19 protein-coding genes and 1 tRNA gene are annotated in these 15,784 nt (G+C 67.8%); 5 read left to right on the top strand and 15 right to left on the bottom strand.

Annotated elements, in window-relative coordinates:
- Nucleotides 1-51 precede the first annotated feature (51 nt).
- A tRNA-Val gene (locus tag JWP64_RS05180) sits at nt 52-126 on the top strand.
- Between the two features lie 105 nt (nt 127-231).
- On the opposite strand, the gene JWP64_RS05185 is transcribed toward JWP64_RS05180, so the two are convergent.
- From JWP64_RS05185 to JWP64_RS05240, 12 genes are all read right to left on the bottom strand, one after another.
- The gene (locus JWP64_RS05185; RefSeq protein ID WP_297492901.1) at nt 232-1,470 is read right to left on the bottom strand and encodes a site-specific integrase; all 1,239 of its coding nucleotides are present in this window, start codon (nt 1,468-1,470) and stop codon (nt 232-234) included.
- On the bottom strand, nt 1,470-1,673 hold the full coding sequence (locus tag JWP64_RS05190) for a helix-turn-helix domain-containing protein (protein WP_297492904.1): 204 nt from the start codon (nt 1,671-1,673) through the stop codon (nt 1,470-1,472). The genes JWP64_RS05185 and JWP64_RS05190 overlap by 1 nt, the downstream gene beginning before the upstream one ends.
- Nucleotides 1,673-3,028 (bottom strand): replication initiator, encoded by a 1,356-nt coding sequence (locus tag JWP64_RS05195; protein WP_297492906.1) that lies wholly within the window; start codon nt 3,026-3,028, stop codon nt 1,673-1,675. Before JWP64_RS05195 ends, JWP64_RS05190 begins: the two co-directional genes overlap by 1 nt.
- Nucleotides 3,025-3,483: a hypothetical protein gene (locus JWP64_RS05200; RefSeq protein ID WP_297492908.1), complete on the bottom strand. Its 459-nt coding sequence runs from the start codon at nt 3,481-3,483 to the stop codon at nt 3,025-3,027. Before JWP64_RS05200 ends, JWP64_RS05195 begins: the two co-directional genes overlap by 4 nt.
- Nucleotides 3,480-3,689 (bottom strand): hypothetical protein, encoded by a 210-nt coding sequence (locus JWP64_RS05205; protein ID WP_297492912.1) that lies wholly within the window; start codon nt 3,687-3,689, stop codon nt 3,480-3,482. The genes JWP64_RS05200 and JWP64_RS05205 overlap by 4 nt, the downstream gene beginning before the upstream one ends.
- Entirely contained in the window at nt 3,689-3,964 is a 276-nt protein-coding gene (locus tag JWP64_RS05210; RefSeq protein WP_297492915.1) for a hypothetical protein, read from the bottom strand. Before JWP64_RS05210 ends, JWP64_RS05205 begins: the two co-directional genes overlap by 1 nt.
- Nucleotides 3,961-5,394 carry an FtsK/SpoIIIE domain-containing protein gene (locus tag JWP64_RS05215; RefSeq protein WP_297492918.1) on the bottom strand — a complete coding sequence of 478 codons (1,434 nt, stop codon included), beginning with the start codon at nt 5,392-5,394 and terminating at the stop codon, nt 3,961-3,963. The genes JWP64_RS05210 and JWP64_RS05215 overlap by 4 nt, the downstream gene beginning before the upstream one ends.
- 22 nt (nt 5,395-5,416) lie before the next feature.
- Complete coding sequence (locus JWP64_RS05220; protein WP_297492920.1) at nt 5,417-5,599, bottom strand: hypothetical protein; 183 nt, start codon at nt 5,597-5,599, stop codon at nt 5,417-5,419.
- Nucleotide 5,600: 1 nt separating this feature from the next.
- Nucleotides 5,601-5,879 (bottom strand): hypothetical protein, encoded by a 279-nt coding sequence (locus JWP64_RS05225; protein WP_297492923.1) that lies wholly within the window; start codon nt 5,877-5,879, stop codon nt 5,601-5,603.
- Nucleotides 5,880-5,882: 3 nt separating this feature from the next.
- Nucleotides 5,883-6,083: a hypothetical protein gene (locus JWP64_RS05230; protein ID WP_297492926.1), complete on the bottom strand. Its 201-nt coding sequence runs from the start codon at nt 6,081-6,083 to the stop codon at nt 5,883-5,885.
- 275 nt (nt 6,084-6,358) lie between these two features.
- Nucleotides 6,359-7,078, bottom strand: a complete 720-nt coding sequence (locus JWP64_RS05235) for a DUF2786 domain-containing protein (RefSeq protein WP_297492928.1) — start codon at nt 7,076-7,078, stop codon at nt 6,359-6,361.
- The gene (locus JWP64_RS05240) at nt 7,075-7,443 is read right to left on the bottom strand and encodes a hypothetical protein (protein WP_297492931.1); all 369 of its coding nucleotides are present in this window, start codon (nt 7,441-7,443) and stop codon (nt 7,075-7,077) included. Before JWP64_RS05240 ends, JWP64_RS05235 begins: the two co-directional genes overlap by 4 nt.
- Nucleotides 7,444-7,595: 152 nt before the next feature.
- Here JWP64_RS05240 and JWP64_RS05245 point away from each other — a divergent pair, with 152 nt between their 5' ends.
- Nucleotides 7,596-8,336, top strand: coding sequence for an XRE family transcriptional regulator (locus JWP64_RS05245; RefSeq protein WP_297492934.1), 741 nt, complete (start codon nt 7,596-7,598; stop codon nt 8,334-8,336).
- A gap of 33 nt (nt 8,337-8,369) precedes the next feature.
- Entirely contained in the window at nt 8,370-8,843 is a 474-nt protein-coding gene (locus JWP64_RS05250; RefSeq protein WP_297492935.1) for an NUDIX hydrolase, read from the top strand.
- On the opposite strand, the gene JWP64_RS05255 is transcribed toward JWP64_RS05250, so the two are convergent.
- A complete protein-coding gene (locus JWP64_RS05255) occupies nt 8,831-9,385 on the bottom strand; it encodes an HD domain-containing protein (RefSeq protein WP_297492937.1) in 555 nt (184 codons plus the stop codon). The genes JWP64_RS05250 and JWP64_RS05255 overlap by 13 nt on opposite strands.
- A gap of 313 nt (nt 9,386-9,698) precedes the next feature.
- On the opposite strand from JWP64_RS05255, the gene JWP64_RS05260 reads away from it, so the two are divergent.
- Nucleotides 9,699-10,694 carry a DUF4365 domain-containing protein gene (locus JWP64_RS05260; protein WP_297492940.1) on the top strand — a complete coding sequence of 332 codons (996 nt, stop codon included), beginning with the start codon at nt 9,699-9,701 and terminating at the stop codon, nt 10,692-10,694.
- A 498-nt stretch (nt 10,695-11,192) separates the two neighbouring features.
- Here the strand turns inward: JWP64_RS05260 and JWP64_RS05265 are convergent, their stop codons facing one another.
- Nucleotides 11,193-12,842 (bottom strand): hypothetical protein, encoded by a 1,650-nt coding sequence (locus JWP64_RS05265; RefSeq protein WP_297492943.1) that lies wholly within the window; start codon nt 12,840-12,842, stop codon nt 11,193-11,195.
- Nucleotides 12,843-13,516: 674 nt separating this feature from the next.
- On the opposite strand from JWP64_RS05265, the gene JWP64_RS05270 reads away from it, so the two are divergent.
- Entirely contained in the window at nt 13,517-13,993 is a 477-nt protein-coding gene (locus JWP64_RS05270) for a DUF4429 domain-containing protein (protein ID WP_297492945.1), read from the top strand.
- A gap of 1,392 nt (nt 13,994-15,385) precedes the next feature.
- Here the strand turns inward: JWP64_RS05270 and JWP64_RS05275 are convergent.
- Nucleotides 15,386-15,616, bottom strand: coding sequence for a helix-turn-helix domain-containing protein (locus JWP64_RS05275; RefSeq protein ID WP_297492948.1), 231 nt, complete (start codon nt 15,614-15,616; stop codon nt 15,386-15,388).
- Nucleotides 15,617-15,784 lie beyond the last annotated feature (168 nt).

Raw genomic sequence — 15,784 nt, forward strand, 5'->3', positions numbered from 1 at the left:
GGCAAGGGCCTGCAAAGCCCTGTACGCGGGTTCGATTCCCGCCTCCGCCTCGGGCGATTAGCTCAGTGGGAGAGCGCTTCCTTGACACGGAAGAGGTCACAAGTTCAATCCTTGTATCGCCCACCACCCCCGACAGGCCCCTGACCAGCACGGTCGGGGGCTTTCGTCGTCTCTGGGGTCGGTCACGACCATCGACCGTCGCACCATCCGGAGCCTTTCCGGAGCACCGCCTCATTCCGGAGCCAGATCATGCTCCGGGTCCTCCTCCCCCGGTTCGTCGTCCGGGTCGTTGAGGGCGTCGAGGATGCGGTCACTGTTGTCGGTCCGCCGCGTGTAGAGGTCGAGCGTCGTCGACGACCGTTCGTGCCCCATCACCCGCTGCACCATGTTCGGTGGCACGCCGTCGTCCACGAGCCAGGTGGCGTACGAGTGCCGGAGGTCGTGGAACCGGAGCCCGCCGGCCTGGTTCCGCGCCACGTGCTGCACGGCCTGGACCTCCGTCCGCAGCCGCTCCGTGTGCTTGACGCCGTCGTCGTCGGTCCACTGGGCCTCAAACCCGCCGTCGAGCTGGACCACCGCGCCCAGGAGGCCGGCCCGCACCAGCGATGGGCGCCAGATGCGCGACCGGAACAACGTCCGGCGCAACGGGGCGCCCACCTCGTTGGCGAAGATCGGTTCCTCGCTCTGCGTGGGCCAGAGCCGGCGGTGCTCGCGGATCACCGGGATGAGCCACGACGGCATCGGCACGGTGCGACGGCCGGCGGCCGACTTCGGGAAGGGCTTGAACGAGGTGTGGCCGGCGACCTCGACCACGGTCCGGATCACCGACAGCCGGCCGGCGTCGAGATCCACGGCATCCGCGCGCAGGCCGATCGCCTCTCCCCAGCGCAGCCCCGCGCCGCCGGCCGTCGCCACCACTCCCCTATACCGCTCGGGCACTGCGGGCAGGAGCCGCGTCCGGAGGTCCGCTCGGCTGATGATCCGCTCGTCGGTGTCCTGCCGGCGGACCCGCTGGACCCGCACGTCCTCCGCCGGGTTGAAGGCGATCACCCGGTTGCGGACGGCCGAGCGGAGCACCGCGCTCGTGAGGCGAAGCGCTACCTGGACCGTCGCCGGCTTCCGGCGCGCGCCGAGCTGGGTCACCCACTCCTGGAGGCCGATGTGATCGATCTTGGCCAGCGGGACGTCTCCCCAGCGCGGAAGCACGTGTGTCTCCATGACCGACCGATCCCGCGCCGCCGTGGTGATCTCGGTGTTCCACGTCGCCATCCAGCGCCGGGCGTGCTCGCCGAACGCCAGGCGGCCAGCGTGCGGGGAGACGTAGGTGCCCCGGGTCTTGGTCGTCTCGATCTCGGCGAGGAACGCCGAGGCGTCGCGCTTGGTGCGGAACGTCTTGGACCGCTGCTTGCCGGCCGGGTCGCGGAAGTAGGCGCGGTACCGGCCCTCCGGAGTCCTGTCGACGAACCCCATCACGCCACCGCCCGGGGGCGGGCCGGCGTGCTCGCCGGCCCGGTTCCGTCGAGCCAGGCGTGGAACCTCTTGCGCGGTACGAGCCATCGCCGGCCCACACGGGTCGCCGGGATCTCCCCGTTCCGCACGCTCTCGTAGGCGACGCCGCGGGCGATGCCGAGCAGCGCGGCCACCTCGTCGACGCTGTAGGTGAGTGCTTCCATCAGTCCGTCCTCCTTCGGGTCGTGCGTTGTTGTCGGTTGCGCTCGGCGATGGCCATCGCCAACTCCCGTTCTGCGTAGTTGTTGTGTCCGACGCCGAGCAGGCGCCAGTCGTTGATCACGGTGACCGAGTCGAGGTCGATCGGGTCGCAGGTCTCGCCCCAGGTGTCGCGGGCGAGCTGGTCGAGCTCGTGACGCACCCGCCAAGACCGCCGCTCATCCCGGATCGCACGGAAGGTCGTCGAGTACCGCTGGCTCTTGGTCAGGAAGTGCCCGCGGAACCCGAGCATGTGCGCCCAGCGCCGCAGGTTGAGCGCCTCGTACTGCTCCAGGCCGCCGAGCTGCCAGCAGACCTCGATCATCCGGCGGTGGTGGGGCGACACGTCCAGGTAGGCGATGTGCTCGACGTCGCGGACTGGGCGGTCGGCACCCTCGGCGGTACCGGTGCCTTTGGTGGCGTACTTCGCGATGTAGCCGGCGAGCCGTGCCTCACTGATCGCGCCGTCACCGTCCTCGACGTCGGACGCGCTCGCCGCCGTGATCTGGCGTAGGTCGAGCTGAGCGCCCCAGCCGAGCAGCAGCGCGGCACCGTCCGGGCGTTCGGTGGCGATGACGGCGACCTGAGCCGCCGTCGTGATGGCCGTGCGCAGGACGTCAGCGGTGATGCCGCGCGATGTGGCGTCGCCGGGTCCGTCCGGGCCGTCGACGCGCACGACGGCGTGGAAATGGACCAGGCCGCGCCGCTGGTACTCGGCAACCTTCGCGTAGGACAGCCGGGCGACCTCGCGGAAGCGACGCGCCGGGACGCCGAGGTGGCCGGCCAGAGCCCGCCGGAGCGCGATCACGAAGCGGTGCCAGAGCTGGCCGGCGTGGGCCTGCCAGAGCACGGAGCCGATGTAGTCGTAGGTGTCCGGGTCGGTCGGTGAGCCGAGCCGGGGGTCGTCGGGATGGTGGTAGCCGCCGCAGCGGCACGGGATGACGCGTCCCGACGCGGTGGTGCGCCGGGTGTGCACCGGCCCGAACGATGGCGCGGTGAGGGTGAGGAACACGCGGGGCTTCTCGGTGACGAGCGCGGGGACGTCCTTGTCCCCGCCGGCCAGGCCCGCACGCAGCAGGTGGAACGCGTCCCCGGCGTAGCGGTCCGAGCAGGCCGGGCAGACACTCGCCCGCCGGTTGCCGCACGGGGCGAAGATGTCGCCGGCCCGCTCGACGAGGATCTCGCCGTCCCGGTCGAGGATCGCGGAGCGGCCGGTGAGCTTGACCGGTCGGGCGCACCCGCCGGTGGCCTCCACCTTCGCCCGCCAGTCCTGGTAGTCGTGCGAGCGCAGACGCGCGCTCAGGAGATCGGCGTCGGTCATCGGCGCTTCTTCCTGTCGTGGAGTCGGACGACCCGGCCGGGAGTCGACGCGGCCGGGCCGTCCGGGTCGGTGGTGCGCGGCCACGAGGACGGCCGCTGGAGCCGTGTCCAGCGCTCGACGCGGGATCGGGTCTCCTTGGGCACGAGCACGGCCGCGCCGGTCAGCGAGGCCGCGCCGCAGGTGACGGAGTGCGGCGAGTCGACGGTCAGCCAGCGCCGCCGCAGCAGTTGGTGAACGGCCTCCTCCTCGTACCGGGGGACGCGCTGCACCTCACCGTCCTTGCCGTCGACCCGCGTGTAGACGCGCTCGGCGTTGCCGACGAGCAGGTAGCCACATCGGACGGCGTTGCCGGCCACGGTGTGCATCAGGTCGACGTCGTTGCTCTCGATACGGCTGACCCGCTGCTGCGGAACCGAGACGTCCGGCCCGCCGAACAGGTCGAGCTGGTCGGTCACGGCGACCACCACCAGGACGAGCGCGCTTCGTAGGCCCACTCGCGGCCGAGCTGCCGCAGCGCCCACAGCTCGGCGAGCGCAGCACCGATGCAGGCGACCGAGAACCAGCCGGAGCCGAGCCACAACCAGGCGACGCCGACGCCGAGGGCCAGGAGGACGGTGAGCTTGAGCCAGGTCGTGACGGCCCATCCGGTGACGGCCCACATCACGGCACCTCCTGCAGGGACGTGGCCGGCTGGTGGGCGACCCGCCATGCCGCCGCGGTCCGTTCGTCCTCGAGGTCCTCGAGGTGCTCGCGGATCATCCGCACGATCAGCCGCATGGAGGTGACCCAGACGGCGACGACGGCCAGGCCGATCAGGAGTGTGGTGATGGCCTGCTCCACCAGTGGGACCACCGACCCGACGGCGCCGAGCCCGCAGACCACGCAGATCACGGTCATGATCAGCCGGTACTCGCTGTTGTCCCGCAGGCTGTTCACGGGGTCACCCCGTCCTCGTCGTCGAGGAACGGGTCGAGCGGCATGTCGACGACGTCACCGGGCCGGGCCCACGGGTGGCAGCGCTCGACCAGTTCGTCGATCTCGGCATCGGAGACGAACGCAGCCCGGAACCGGACCGGCAGCCGCGACGTGGAGTCGATGACGAAGCCGATGCCGGCGTGCCCGGGATCGCCGGGGATCTCGTCGGCCAGCGCGCCCCGCTCCCGTGCACCGTCACCCAGCACCATGTCCACATGGGACGCGGCGGTGACGCCGAGGCACACGCGGGTGGTGAACAGCTCCCGGACGTCGATCACGTCCTTGGAAGGCTCCTGCACGTAGCCCATGACCGAGATCAGGCAGGCGCGACCCTGCGTCAGGATCTCCGCCAGCAGCCGGAGCGCTTCCCGGACGTCGCCCCGATCACCGTAGGCGGTGAGCATCGCCATCTCGTCGATCATCACCAGCTCCAGCGGTGTTTCCCGATCGACCGGCAGCGACCGGGCGCCGGTGGCGCGCATCAACTCCTGCCGCGCCTTCATCGCCTCGCGAACTTCGGTCAGCAGCTCGATGGCCTGACTCATCGTGGTGGCGTAGCGGGCGAACAGTGGCCGGCCCCGCTCGGTCTCCGCGCCGCCCTTGAGGTCGATCATCGACACGCGTACCTGCCCGTCACGGATGAGCGGCCCCATGGCCCGCAGCGGCGCCCAGATCAGCGAGCCCTTGCCCGCGCCGGACGCGCCGGCCGCCAGGAGGTGCTTGCCGACCACGCTCAGGAGGAACGGGCCGCCGTGCTCGTTGTCGCCGACGTCGAGGGCCGACAGGTCGACGTCGCGGGAGTCGCCCGGGATCTCCGGCGCCGGCACGACGTTCGGGAACGGCATCTCCCGCTCGACAACCACCGCCAGCACGGCCGGGCGAACCTTCGTGATCGCCACCCGGTGCGCGAACAGCGCCGCGGCCAGGGCGTCGGCGCGGTCGGTCCAGGTCCGCAGGTCCTGCCCACGGGCCATCCGCACGTACAAGGTGTCGATCGAGCGGGTGGCCGAGCGGACCCGCAGCACGCGAGGCACCGTCATCTCACCGGTGCGCCGGTTCTCCCGGACCAACTCGCAGTCGGCCAGGACGCCGGCCCAGTTCCGGCCCCGGTAGGCGGTCCAGCGTCGCCGCCAGGCCCGCAACCACGGCGCGAGCCACCGGTCGAACGAGGCCGGGTGCACCCGGGCCCAGACCACCAGGTCGACAAGCGCCCCGCCAATCGTCGCAGCCACGACGCCCCAGCCGAGCCAGGACCAGGCTACGACGAGCAGCGCGGGCACCAGCACGAACCCGGGGTGGCGGAGCAGCCAGAGCGCCCCGCGCCACTCGCGGCCGGCAGATCGGGTCGATCCGCGCACCGGTCCACGGCGCGCATCCATCATGGTGTTCATTGCGTTTCTCCTCCAGGAATTGTCAGTTGCGGAACGAGGACCGGGCCGAGTCGATGAGGACCGCCACGAGCGCGGCGTCCCGAGCCAGGTTGTCGTGTGTCTTCTTGAATCCGCCGGAGCGGAACGGAATCCCGCGCAGCGACTTGCGCAGTTCACGCATCGCCCGATCGAGGTCTTCCACTGTGCGGTCGACGGTGCGCGACACGTCATCGCCTCCATTCGCGGGAGACCAGTTCGGCCTCCCACTTCTTCGCAGCGGCCGACATGATGTGCAGCGAGTTCTTGGCCTTCTTGGTGGCCGACTTCATCTCGTCCAGCGTGGCGGCCGCCCAGTGCGCCGTCTGGCCGCGTATGGGCTGGTTGTCTGTCGCCTTCGCCGCCACCCGCTCGGCCTCGGCCAGGGCGTTCCCGACCATCTGGAGCGCTCGCCAGAACTCGCCGTAGCGCCGCAGCGCCCGCCGGTTGATCGGCTTGACCTGCACCATCGATCAGACCCCCTTCCGGATGGCGATCTGCGCCAGGCGCAGCCCCTCGGCGACACCGGTTCGCCAGGCCTGCTCGGTGGGCACCAACTCGACCCCGACGTCGGAGCGGACCCACGTCCACCGGCGCCGCTCGGTCTCCAGCCGGCGCACCAGTCGCCCGACTCCCGCCGTCTGGCGGACCCGTCCGTTCGTCACATTCGTCATTGCCGTTCCTCTCAATAGGTAGCGCCGTAACACTCGGCGCACAGTCCGTTTCCGGAACACACCATGCATTCCGGCCCATCGCCGTTCTGTCGTTCGAGTGGGGGCAGGCACCCGTAGCCGTCGCAGGCATCGCAGGCGCCCGACCCCGAACATTCCGTGCAGTTCATCGCGTCACCACTTCGTGTGATTCGCTGTTGTTTCTGACATGGATCTAGCCACTGTGGAATTGTCAAAAAACGGAGAACTACCGTCGGGCGGCTACGGCCGCACGAGAATCAGCGGGGCAACGCCCGCGTGTGCCCGACCTGCCGGGCGCCGAGGTCGGCACGGCTGCCGGAGTGGTAGCCGTCGGTCTGCCCGCTGCCGGACAGGGACCGGCGACGCATGGAGCGCAGCCGGGGGTGGGCGGCGCGAACGGCGGTGTCCACGCGGTCGCACCGGTCGCGTAGGACGAGAGCGGTGCTGGTGCCGGACTCGGTGGCCGGCTGTTCGGCGGTGGCGCGCCGCTCGGCCCGCAGCAGGCGCGTGTAGACGGCCGAGGCGAACCCCGCCAGCCATGAGCGCCGGTAAGCCGCCGTCGACTCGCCCCAGCCATCGGGCCGCACGTGCACGAGATCGCGCGTCGCCTGGAGCAGGAGCGAGGTGTAGAGCAACTCCACGCGCTCCAGGTCGGAGATGAACCCGTAGACGCGCACCACGTACCGGTCCGGCCCGTGGGTGTGCACGGTCTGGCAGCGCAGCGGGTCGGCCACGGAGGTGAGCAGCTGTGCCTTGTCGCGGGCGTAGGGCTGCTCGACCGGGATCACTCGGTGCCCGATCTCGTCGTGGCTCCTACCGGTCGCGGCGAGGTGTGCCGCGTCGATCCCGTGCCGGGCGATCAGTTCGGCCGCCTTGGCGTTGAAGGCCTCCGCCTCCGCCTCGGTGACAGACGCGTCCTCCGCCTGGGCGAGCAGCTTGCGCACCCGCTCCAGTAGCGAGGCGGCCGGGGCGCTCATTTCTCCGCCCGAGAGTGCAGCGGCTTGAGTCCCATCGCCTTGAATGAGATGCCCGAGATCGAGCGCCCGTCCTCGGTGTCGATCTGGTAGGCGTTGAGCCGCGCGTCGATCAGCTCCACGCGGGTGTCCTCGCCGAATCCCTCGCCGGGGTCGGTCGCCAGGGTCACCTTGATCTCCTCGCCCTTCGGAGCCCGCTCGCCGGGCTGGACGCGGAGCTTGGCGAACAGGGACACGACGAACTGCGTCACGCCCTGCCGGTCGACGACGGCGATCTGCCCGCCGTTGCCGTCGTCGCGGGTCTTGGGTGCGGGCGACTCCACCACCGTGAGCTTGTAGCCGCTCAGCACCACCGGGATGTCTCGCATCGGTCCTCCTCGTGAGTTCCGCACCGTCTGTGCGGTGACTCAATGAGACCCGGGACGCAGGGGACGTCCCCACCGCCAACAAGGGACGTGACAGGACGTCTTAGGCGTGCTAGAAACGTCCCTTAGAGTTCAAAACGTCCCTAGGGGTCCCTGTGGCTACGAACGAGCGTCTGCGCGGCACACTGGCGTCAGCGCAGCTCAGGACGGCCGATCTCGCCGAGAAGATCGCGGTGGACCCCAAGACCGTCGAGCGGTGGATCACCCAAGGACGCCTCCCGCACCGCGCGCACCGGGTCGCCGTCGCCCAGGCCCTCGGGGTCGATGAGGCGTACATCTGGCCGTCGGTGCTGGCCGAAAAGGTGACGCAGTCCGCGAGCGTGGCCGAGCTCCTGGAGCTCCACCCTTCCCGGGCCGCCGTGCCGCACGGGGTGTGGTCCCAGCTCATCGCAAGCGCCCGCGAGGCCCTGGACGTGCTGACCTACGCCGGGACGTTCCTGTTCGAGCAGCACAACATCGTGGACGTCCTGCGCGAGAAGTCAGCTGCCGGCGTGCGCTGCCGGTTCTTGCTCGGCGACGAGACGTCAGAGGCGGTTCGGCAGCGTGCCGTGGACGAGGGGACGACGGGTGGCCTGGAAGGCCGCATCCAGCTCCACCGCCGCTACCTGCGCGAGGTGGCCGGCCTGCCCGGCGTCGAGGTGCGCACGCACTCCACGACGCTCTACAACTCGCTCTTTCGGTTCGACCAGGACCTCATGGTCAACGGACACGCGTACGGGGCCCCAGCCGGCCACTCCCCGGTCCTGCACCTGCGCCGAGTGCCGGGCGGCCGGATGTGGGATCACTACATGCGCTCGTTCGACGAAGTGTGGAACGTCGGCACACCCGAGACGTGACGCGCGCGCACGCGAGCCGTCATGCTGGAGGCCATGAGCCGCACGGACTACTACCACGACCCGGACGCCCCACCCGCCAACAGCCTGGTCCCGTCGACCACGGCCGCGATCCGCGACGACGCCGGCCGTCTGCTGCTCATCCACAAGATCGATAACGATTACTGGGCCCTGCCAGGCGGTGCGATGGAGATCGGCGAGTCGATCGCCGACGCAGCCGCGCGTGAGGTGGCGGAAGAAACCGGCCTGGCGGTCGAGCTGACGGGCGTGGTCGGGATCTACACCGATCCCGGGCACGTGATGGCCTACGACGACGGCGAGGTGCGCCAGGAGTTCTCAGTGTGCTTCCACGGGCGCGTGCTCAGCGGCGAGCCACGTGAGGATGGGTCGGAGACCAAGGAGGTCCGGTGGGTCGAGCCCTCCGACGTGGCCGGCCTGTCCATCCACCCATCCATGCGCCGCCGCATCGAAGATGCGCTCACCGGCCGGGCCGAGCCTCAGATCGTGTAGGCGTCCTGCATCCGCTGCCGGGTGCGGTCTATGGCAGCCCGGACGGCCGGCTCCGCACGGAGCATCGAGCGCCCGACGATGGAGTCCGGGTCGTAGCGGCTGAGGATCTCCGAGAGCCGCTGATCGTACGCCAGCTCCTCGCCGCGCGGACCGGTCGTCATGTCTGCCATCCAGAGCGCATCGGCCACCGCGGACTCCTCACGCGGCCAGACCTCCAGATCCGCCAGATGCCCCCTCTCCGCCGCTTCGCAGGTGGCCGCCGAGTGATGAGCCACAAGCGCCACGAGCCGATCGGGGTAGCCCTCTGCCGCGAGGTAGCGGGCCCCGTCGATCTGGTGAGCGCCGGTGTCCCGCAGCGCGGGCGAGTACCCGAGGTCATGCCACCACGCGGCCACGACGAGGAGCTGCCGATCGTCCTCTCTGGGGATGGCCGGCGTCAGTCCATCCGCACGAGCGGCCACCGCCTGCACATGTGCCCAGCGATTCGCCAGGGGCTCCAGCAGCTCCCGGGCCAGCTCCTCAGCGTCGACGACCGACGGCATCCCTCGCACCGTCTGAGTGTAGGAGCGGCCCGTCACCGGCCGCCCACCTCCAGCGTGTTCATACTTTCCTTTCCTGATCAAGGCGGCGCCTGACGGCGCCGCGCAGCACCCTGTCCAATGCAGCCGCAAGCGCTCGCGCGGGGCGTGCGGCCTCCGGCCGGTCCCCGCGCGGCGCGCGGCTGCCTTTCGCCGCTGGCCAACGCGTTACGGTCCGTCGCTGTCGGTGTCAGGCTGTACCGTCAACTCAGCTTCATACCAAGGAGGCGGGAAATTGACACGGGTGCGTCGAACTCACCGAGCTGAGCGGGCAGGCGTGAACATGGTACGCGCGCTCCTGGAAGATTCAGGTCATATCGTTCAAGAAATTGATGGTGGCAACGATCACGGAGAGGATCTTTACGTCCGATTTGTCGAAGACTGCCGGGTAACTAGCTTCGTAATTGCAGTGCAAGTAAAGTCTGGCACAACCTACCGGCGCAGTATCGGCTACGCAGTCCCTGTAGGAAGTCACGGCAACGTTTGGCGCTCATCCAACATGCCAATCGTCGGAATCGTCTACGATCCCGAGATGAAGATGCTCTACTGGGCCAACATGACCGAGTATTTGCGCGAAAACGCGAGCGCACGGTCGGTTCCAGTCGGCGAGTCCGACACCTTGACTTCGCGCACGGTCGGCCACTTCGTTGAAACAATGTCTGCCTATATCCGGGGCACAAACCTCCAGCTCCGTCCTGAACGGGGCCAGAGCCTCCGCGCTGCCGTGAATGCACGCCTAGCAGGCACGTCGCGGCCAGATCAGCAGATCGGTGGCAACCCCAATGCCTTCTTCTTTCAGATTGACGAATGGCTCGAACGCAATGACCGAACGTTCAAGCAATTTCTTACGCGTGCACTCTTCGCCGTGCTGCTCGCCCTCGGCGTCTTGATAGTTTTCAGTACTCACAAATTTGCTGTCCAGTATCAGATCGCGGCCTGGAATGGCTGGCTGTTCACTATGTCGGTCACTTGTGCTGCCTCCGTATTGGCAGTTGCGGCCTATCATGAGAAACGGGCTGGTCGTCGCGGACACGTGCTTAGCCTCCTGGCGTTTGGGCCACTAGCGGCTTACGGTGGCCTCGCGGCAGTTTCGGCGCCAGTATGGATTGGAATTGTCGCCGCATCGATTGGCTCAGCGATGGCGGGAAATGGGATGCTTCTCATTTGTGGCTTCTATGTGGCCCGGGAATCGGACCGCAAGCGTCGGGTTAGAGCAGCGTATGGTGACGAGCCAGAGTTGGGAACGGCTGACGCTCTCACCGGCGATCACTAAGGCGCGGTCAAGAATGAGGCAAGTGAGCCCTCGCCGGGCGGGCAGGCCTCGGAGATGGCGGGTCCTTCGGGTGGCTCACGTCAGCGTGGTGGCTGCGGGTGCGCGTCATCTCCTCGACCTCCCGAAGGGCTACCACACGGCCACCCCGGGCGCACACTTGGCAGGATCAGCCGTGCGGATGGCATCGAAGGGTGCGCCCGGGGCGCCGCGCGGTCGGGCGTTGCCAGGTCGAGGAGATGACGCTCCGGTCCCGCCGTGGTCAAGATCAAGACGGCCAGCGAGGCAGCAGGAAGGCATCACGGCGCCCGGCACTCCCCGGTACGGGTCAGCACCAAGCGTCACGATGACCAGGCCGAACGGCACCGCGCAGCGCGTCGAGGCACGCCGGAACCGCATTCACACCGAAGACGTCACCTCCGCATCACCTCCTGAAAGGCCGCCGCCGAAACGGCACTAGATGGCCCATCGCAACGGCGGCGCGTAGGGTGTGCCGATACTTCACGTGCCCATCAGCGACTGCAAAGTTACGCATGGTGGGAGGATCGACGGGCTTGCCGCCGCTGGCACGTCTAGTGCGTCGACCAGGTCACGCAATTCCATACGGCGTTCATTACTGTTGGCGGTTCCGAGTTCGAGCCGTGCAACAAGAAGTAGTAATAGCCCTCCTGCGGCGTGCGGGAGTATTACAGGTGAGGCTTTTAGCCATCCGACGAATTCTCGCATGGCGACTGCCGAACTAAGCGCCATTCGTAGGTCGATAACCATCGCGTCCGTACCGAGTTCCCAGGTTCCCTCGATGTCATCTGTGGAACCGGATATGACGCGGAATTCTGTGGCAGGCCCCTCGATTCTAGCTGTGACGGTCAGGACGTAGGTGCGCATGTCTCGCGGGCTCATTACCTCGATCAGCCCAAGTGCACCCAGTTTTCGCTCCGGCCGTCCGAGGTCGATACCAAGTTCTTCGCGTGCTTCTCGTATTACGGTACGCATGGGATCAGGAAGACCATCGGCGTCGAGGTCTGCCTCGATGCCGTCGCGGGCAACGACTTCGCATGCCCCACTGGCGGCGCCGGCGAACTGCCCACCGTGCGTGATGGTCGATGCTCGGCGCACCAAGATCACTCGGTCGGCATCGTCGAGGAGTAGCAGGTTCACTGACAGAAGACGTGACTGGTATGCGTGCTCGGGTCGATTAGCGAGCGGGCTCGCTTCGTTCCACTGGGTCAGACGAAAGGCGAAGTAAGATGTCTCGGAGAGGCATAGGTGTAGTTGCTGTCGCCCGGAGTGAGGATCCATCTCAACCCTATAGCCCGACTTTCCATGGAGACGACTCATAATGCCGTCAAAATCGTTGCCTGAAGGTGTTTCCACTTCTTCTGGACGCAGGATCTTCACTGCTTCAGCACCCTCCGGTAGAGTGCGATGAGCGATGCTTTCGGCAGATGTCACGACGCGATACGGCGCATACGAGACCTTCACTGCCGCGAAACAGGGCGATTTTCTATAGATGCCGAGGTTGGGCCACGCCGCCAGTCTTACCCACTGTTCGAGACCGTCAGATGCGGTTGCTAGACCTACAGTCCTGTCGCGAAGTCGTCGGCTCTCCTCGGATGGAGTGGTCCCTTGCAATCGGGCGTAGCTGTCGATGAGGCTTGCCATCACACGGGAGCACTCGTATTCTTCGGCAACGATCGGAGCGGCCGCTGTTCGCAGCATCCAGCGTCGCCTAACAGCTGCGCCGTATTCGCGGTAAGAATCAGCGAGAGCATGGAGTCGATTCTGGTGTGTCGCCGATGACTCACCTCCCAGGTGATAGGTGAACGGAACCCGAACGGTGTCTTGGTAGGTTTCGATGCGTTCTTCTTCGATGGCACCGATTAGGCCGGTCAACCAGTTCATTTCTTGAACGGTGCTTGTTTTGCCTTGGATGATCCGCTGGTCCAAGAGGCGGTACGTCGCCCGCGAGAATTCACCACGGCTGAGCGTGGGCCGGGCGCGACGAAGTTCTTTACCGATTCGGTGCCAGCGGAGCTGCCCCAGGTAGAAACGTTGCCAAGTAACCGTACCCACGCCAAGTGCGATGATGATAGCGACAAGGCCGAGAACGGCGGCGATGATGTTGGACAGTCCCACGACGAAGTCGAACACGGCATCATCCTGCCAGCGCGGTGTGGGCTCTTGCTGATCAGCGTCCAAGTCGCGCAGATTCAGCGCGCGGCCAAGGCCTCCCGGCCATCCCCTGTACGGGGGCGGGGTGCGCTGCCGTCGCCGGGCGATCAGAGTTCTGGGCGGTTAGATCCTCACGATGACCTGGGACGTCGACGGGTGTGTCACCTGGGAGCGAGGTACGGCGGGGTTCCCAGTCGGATCATGGTCGCTGCTCCGAGCGACTAACGGACTGGTGACAACGAGGCGCGGGGGGAATTGACCGAGCCGGACTACGACGGATGCCCCACCAGCGCGGACGCTGCAATTGCCCGGCACAAAGGCCCGAGGCGAGTGCCTGGCAGTCAAAGAGCATGCCCTCGCCGGGCGGGCAGGCCTCCAGGATGGGGGGCGTACCAACCCCGACGACCTCCCGGAGGGCTACCACGCGGCCACTCGCGGGCAGAGCCCCGGGAGGTCGGCGGCGGCGTGCGTCGAGGGCTGCCCACTAGCGTGCGATACGCGGGTGCCCCCCGGGGTCAACCACGGTCACTCAGGACGTCGCCGATCCGCAGGTCACGGCCTCAACCGCGCCGACGGATAGTGTTCCCAAGCCGTTGCCCTGTCCAACGACCGGCATTCGTAACGCGGGCGTCGGTCTCGGCGAAGATCACTACATGTCGCTGGAGGTCAAGGGTGTCAACGGCACCATCACATTTGACGGTGCCTTCGTCAGTATTGTCCGTTCTGGCTTTCTGGCCCGGGCGACGATCGGGAAGGGGGAGAAGCGCATCCCGGTTGGCCACATCTCGTCGGTCCAGTTCAAGCCGGCCGGCCTGGTGCGAGGCTTCATCCAATTCTCACTGGCGGGTGGGGTCGAGAGGCGATCACAGTTCGGCCGACAGTCCACCGATGCTGCCAAGGATGAGAACTCCGTACTATTCACAACCAAGCAGCAACCACAATTTGAAGCGCTCCGGCAGCACGTGGAACGAGCGATGGTGTCGGGCCCACCACCTGGGCCACCACCGCAGAGCCAGCGGGACGATGTTGCGTCGCAGCTCCAGCGTCTCGCCGAGCTGCATCGCTCCGGAGCGCTGACTGCCAATGAGTTCACCTCGGCCAAGCAAGCGCTGCTGCGCGGCGGCAGGTAGCAACCCCCACGCCGGGCAACGAGCCGGCGGAGCAAACCCGGAGCGAACGGCCTGCGAGCGCCCGTCACGTCCCGAGACGCGCCAGCAGGAACTCCCAGCTCAGGTGGTACGCAACGGCACGGGATGGCAGCCGCCGGGCGCTCGCATCCGCCTTGACACGGAAGAGGTCACAAGTTCAATCCTTGTATCGCCCACAAGGTCAGGCCCCGTCCGCAGCCGCGGACGGGGCCTTTTCGATCTTCAGGGTGACTACCTACTACGCCCCCGCGGTCGGGAAGATGAGATCCATGGCCGTCGTCCCGTCCTCCAGGACCGGCCGTAGCTGATGGCGATAGATCTGCTCGGTGACCGACGTTCCGCTGTGACCCACGAGACGGGCGATCGGCTCGATCGGCACCCGGCGTCGGACAGCAGGGACACGAAGCTGTGACGTAGCTCCCGAGGCGTCCACTCCCCCGCCATCAGGCCGGCGGACCGCGCGATCCGGCGGAAGCCCCGCCGAACGTTCGCCGCATCGAGTTCCGTTCCGACCTCCGAGGCGAACACGAGATCGCGATCACACCACCCCGTGCCGACGAGTGCGCGCACCGCCGCTTGCCGGATCCGATGCGAGACCAACGCGGTCACAGCCCGCGCCGGCAACGCGAGAGTTCGGCGGGATCTCCGCGCTTGGTGTCTCCCCGACGCGCACCGACCTCCACACCATGATGTGCGGCGGGATCGGGGGCGACTCGCTCCCACGCAGCTCCACATGCGACCACGTGAGCGCCCGCAGTTCCTCGGTGCGGGCGCCGAGCAGCAGCGAGACCACGATGTAGGTGCCGAACGATGACGCGTCCGCCTCGGCGGCTGCCAGTAGTTTCTCCGCGTCGGCGAGCGTGAGCGCCTTGGACGCCCGGCCTGTCCCTTCGGCGCATCACAGAGCAGGACGACGTTCCGCTTCACCTTGTCGCGCGCCTGCGCCCGCGACACCGCCCGGCGCAGGATCGACCGGATGGAGAGGACAGTGCTCGTACTCAGGACGGCCGCCTTGTCCGCGAGCCACCGGTCGACGTCCTCGGCCGAGAGATCGCGCAGCTTCCGGGAGCCGAGGGCCGGGATGACGTGAGATTCGGCGAGGAAGGTGTTCTTGGCGAGAGTCCCCTGCGCCTTGCCGTTCAGGCCGAACTGCAATCAATCCCGGACCGCCTGCTCCACCGTGTACGAGCCCGACGCGACGACGAGCCCGTCGTCGTAGTCGCGGATCAGCTCCGTGAGCTTGCTCTTCGCCTCGGTCTTGATGCGCCCACTCCCCTTCCGGACGACCCGCTTACCTGCCGGCGTGTATCCGACCGTGACCGTCGCGATCCAGCGTTGCCGCGACTCGTCCAGTGCAGTCCGCCGTCTCCGCGGCTACGCCGGCTGGCAATAGTCGTTCTCCTTCGCTTCGGTGATGAGCAGGTCGATGTACGCGGCGATCGCGCCGGCGGGGATGAGTCGGGCGCGGCCCTCGGTGACGGATCGGAGACGGCCGGATCGGATCAACTCGTCGATCACCGAACGGCTCAGCGAGAGCACGACCATGGCCTCGGAGACGCGATAGAGCTGTCGAGACAGCAGGGTCGTAGCGGTGAACTCGGCCATGGCTCAGACCGCCGGCGGTGCGCACCAGCTCGCCGCGGGAACTCCGTACCGGCCCCTGCTCGTCGACGGTTTCGGCGTCGATCACCTCGCCGTCGACCACGAACGGCTCACCCTCGGCGCCGTCGTCGTACGGCTGCCCGGCAGTCTTGGGGGGCGGTGCCCGGCCGG

Origin of the sequence: Pseudonocardia sp. (genome assembly GCF_025465255.1) — a bacterium.
GTDB lineage: Bacteria > Actinomycetota > Actinomycetes > Mycobacteriales > Pseudonocardiaceae > Pseudonocardia.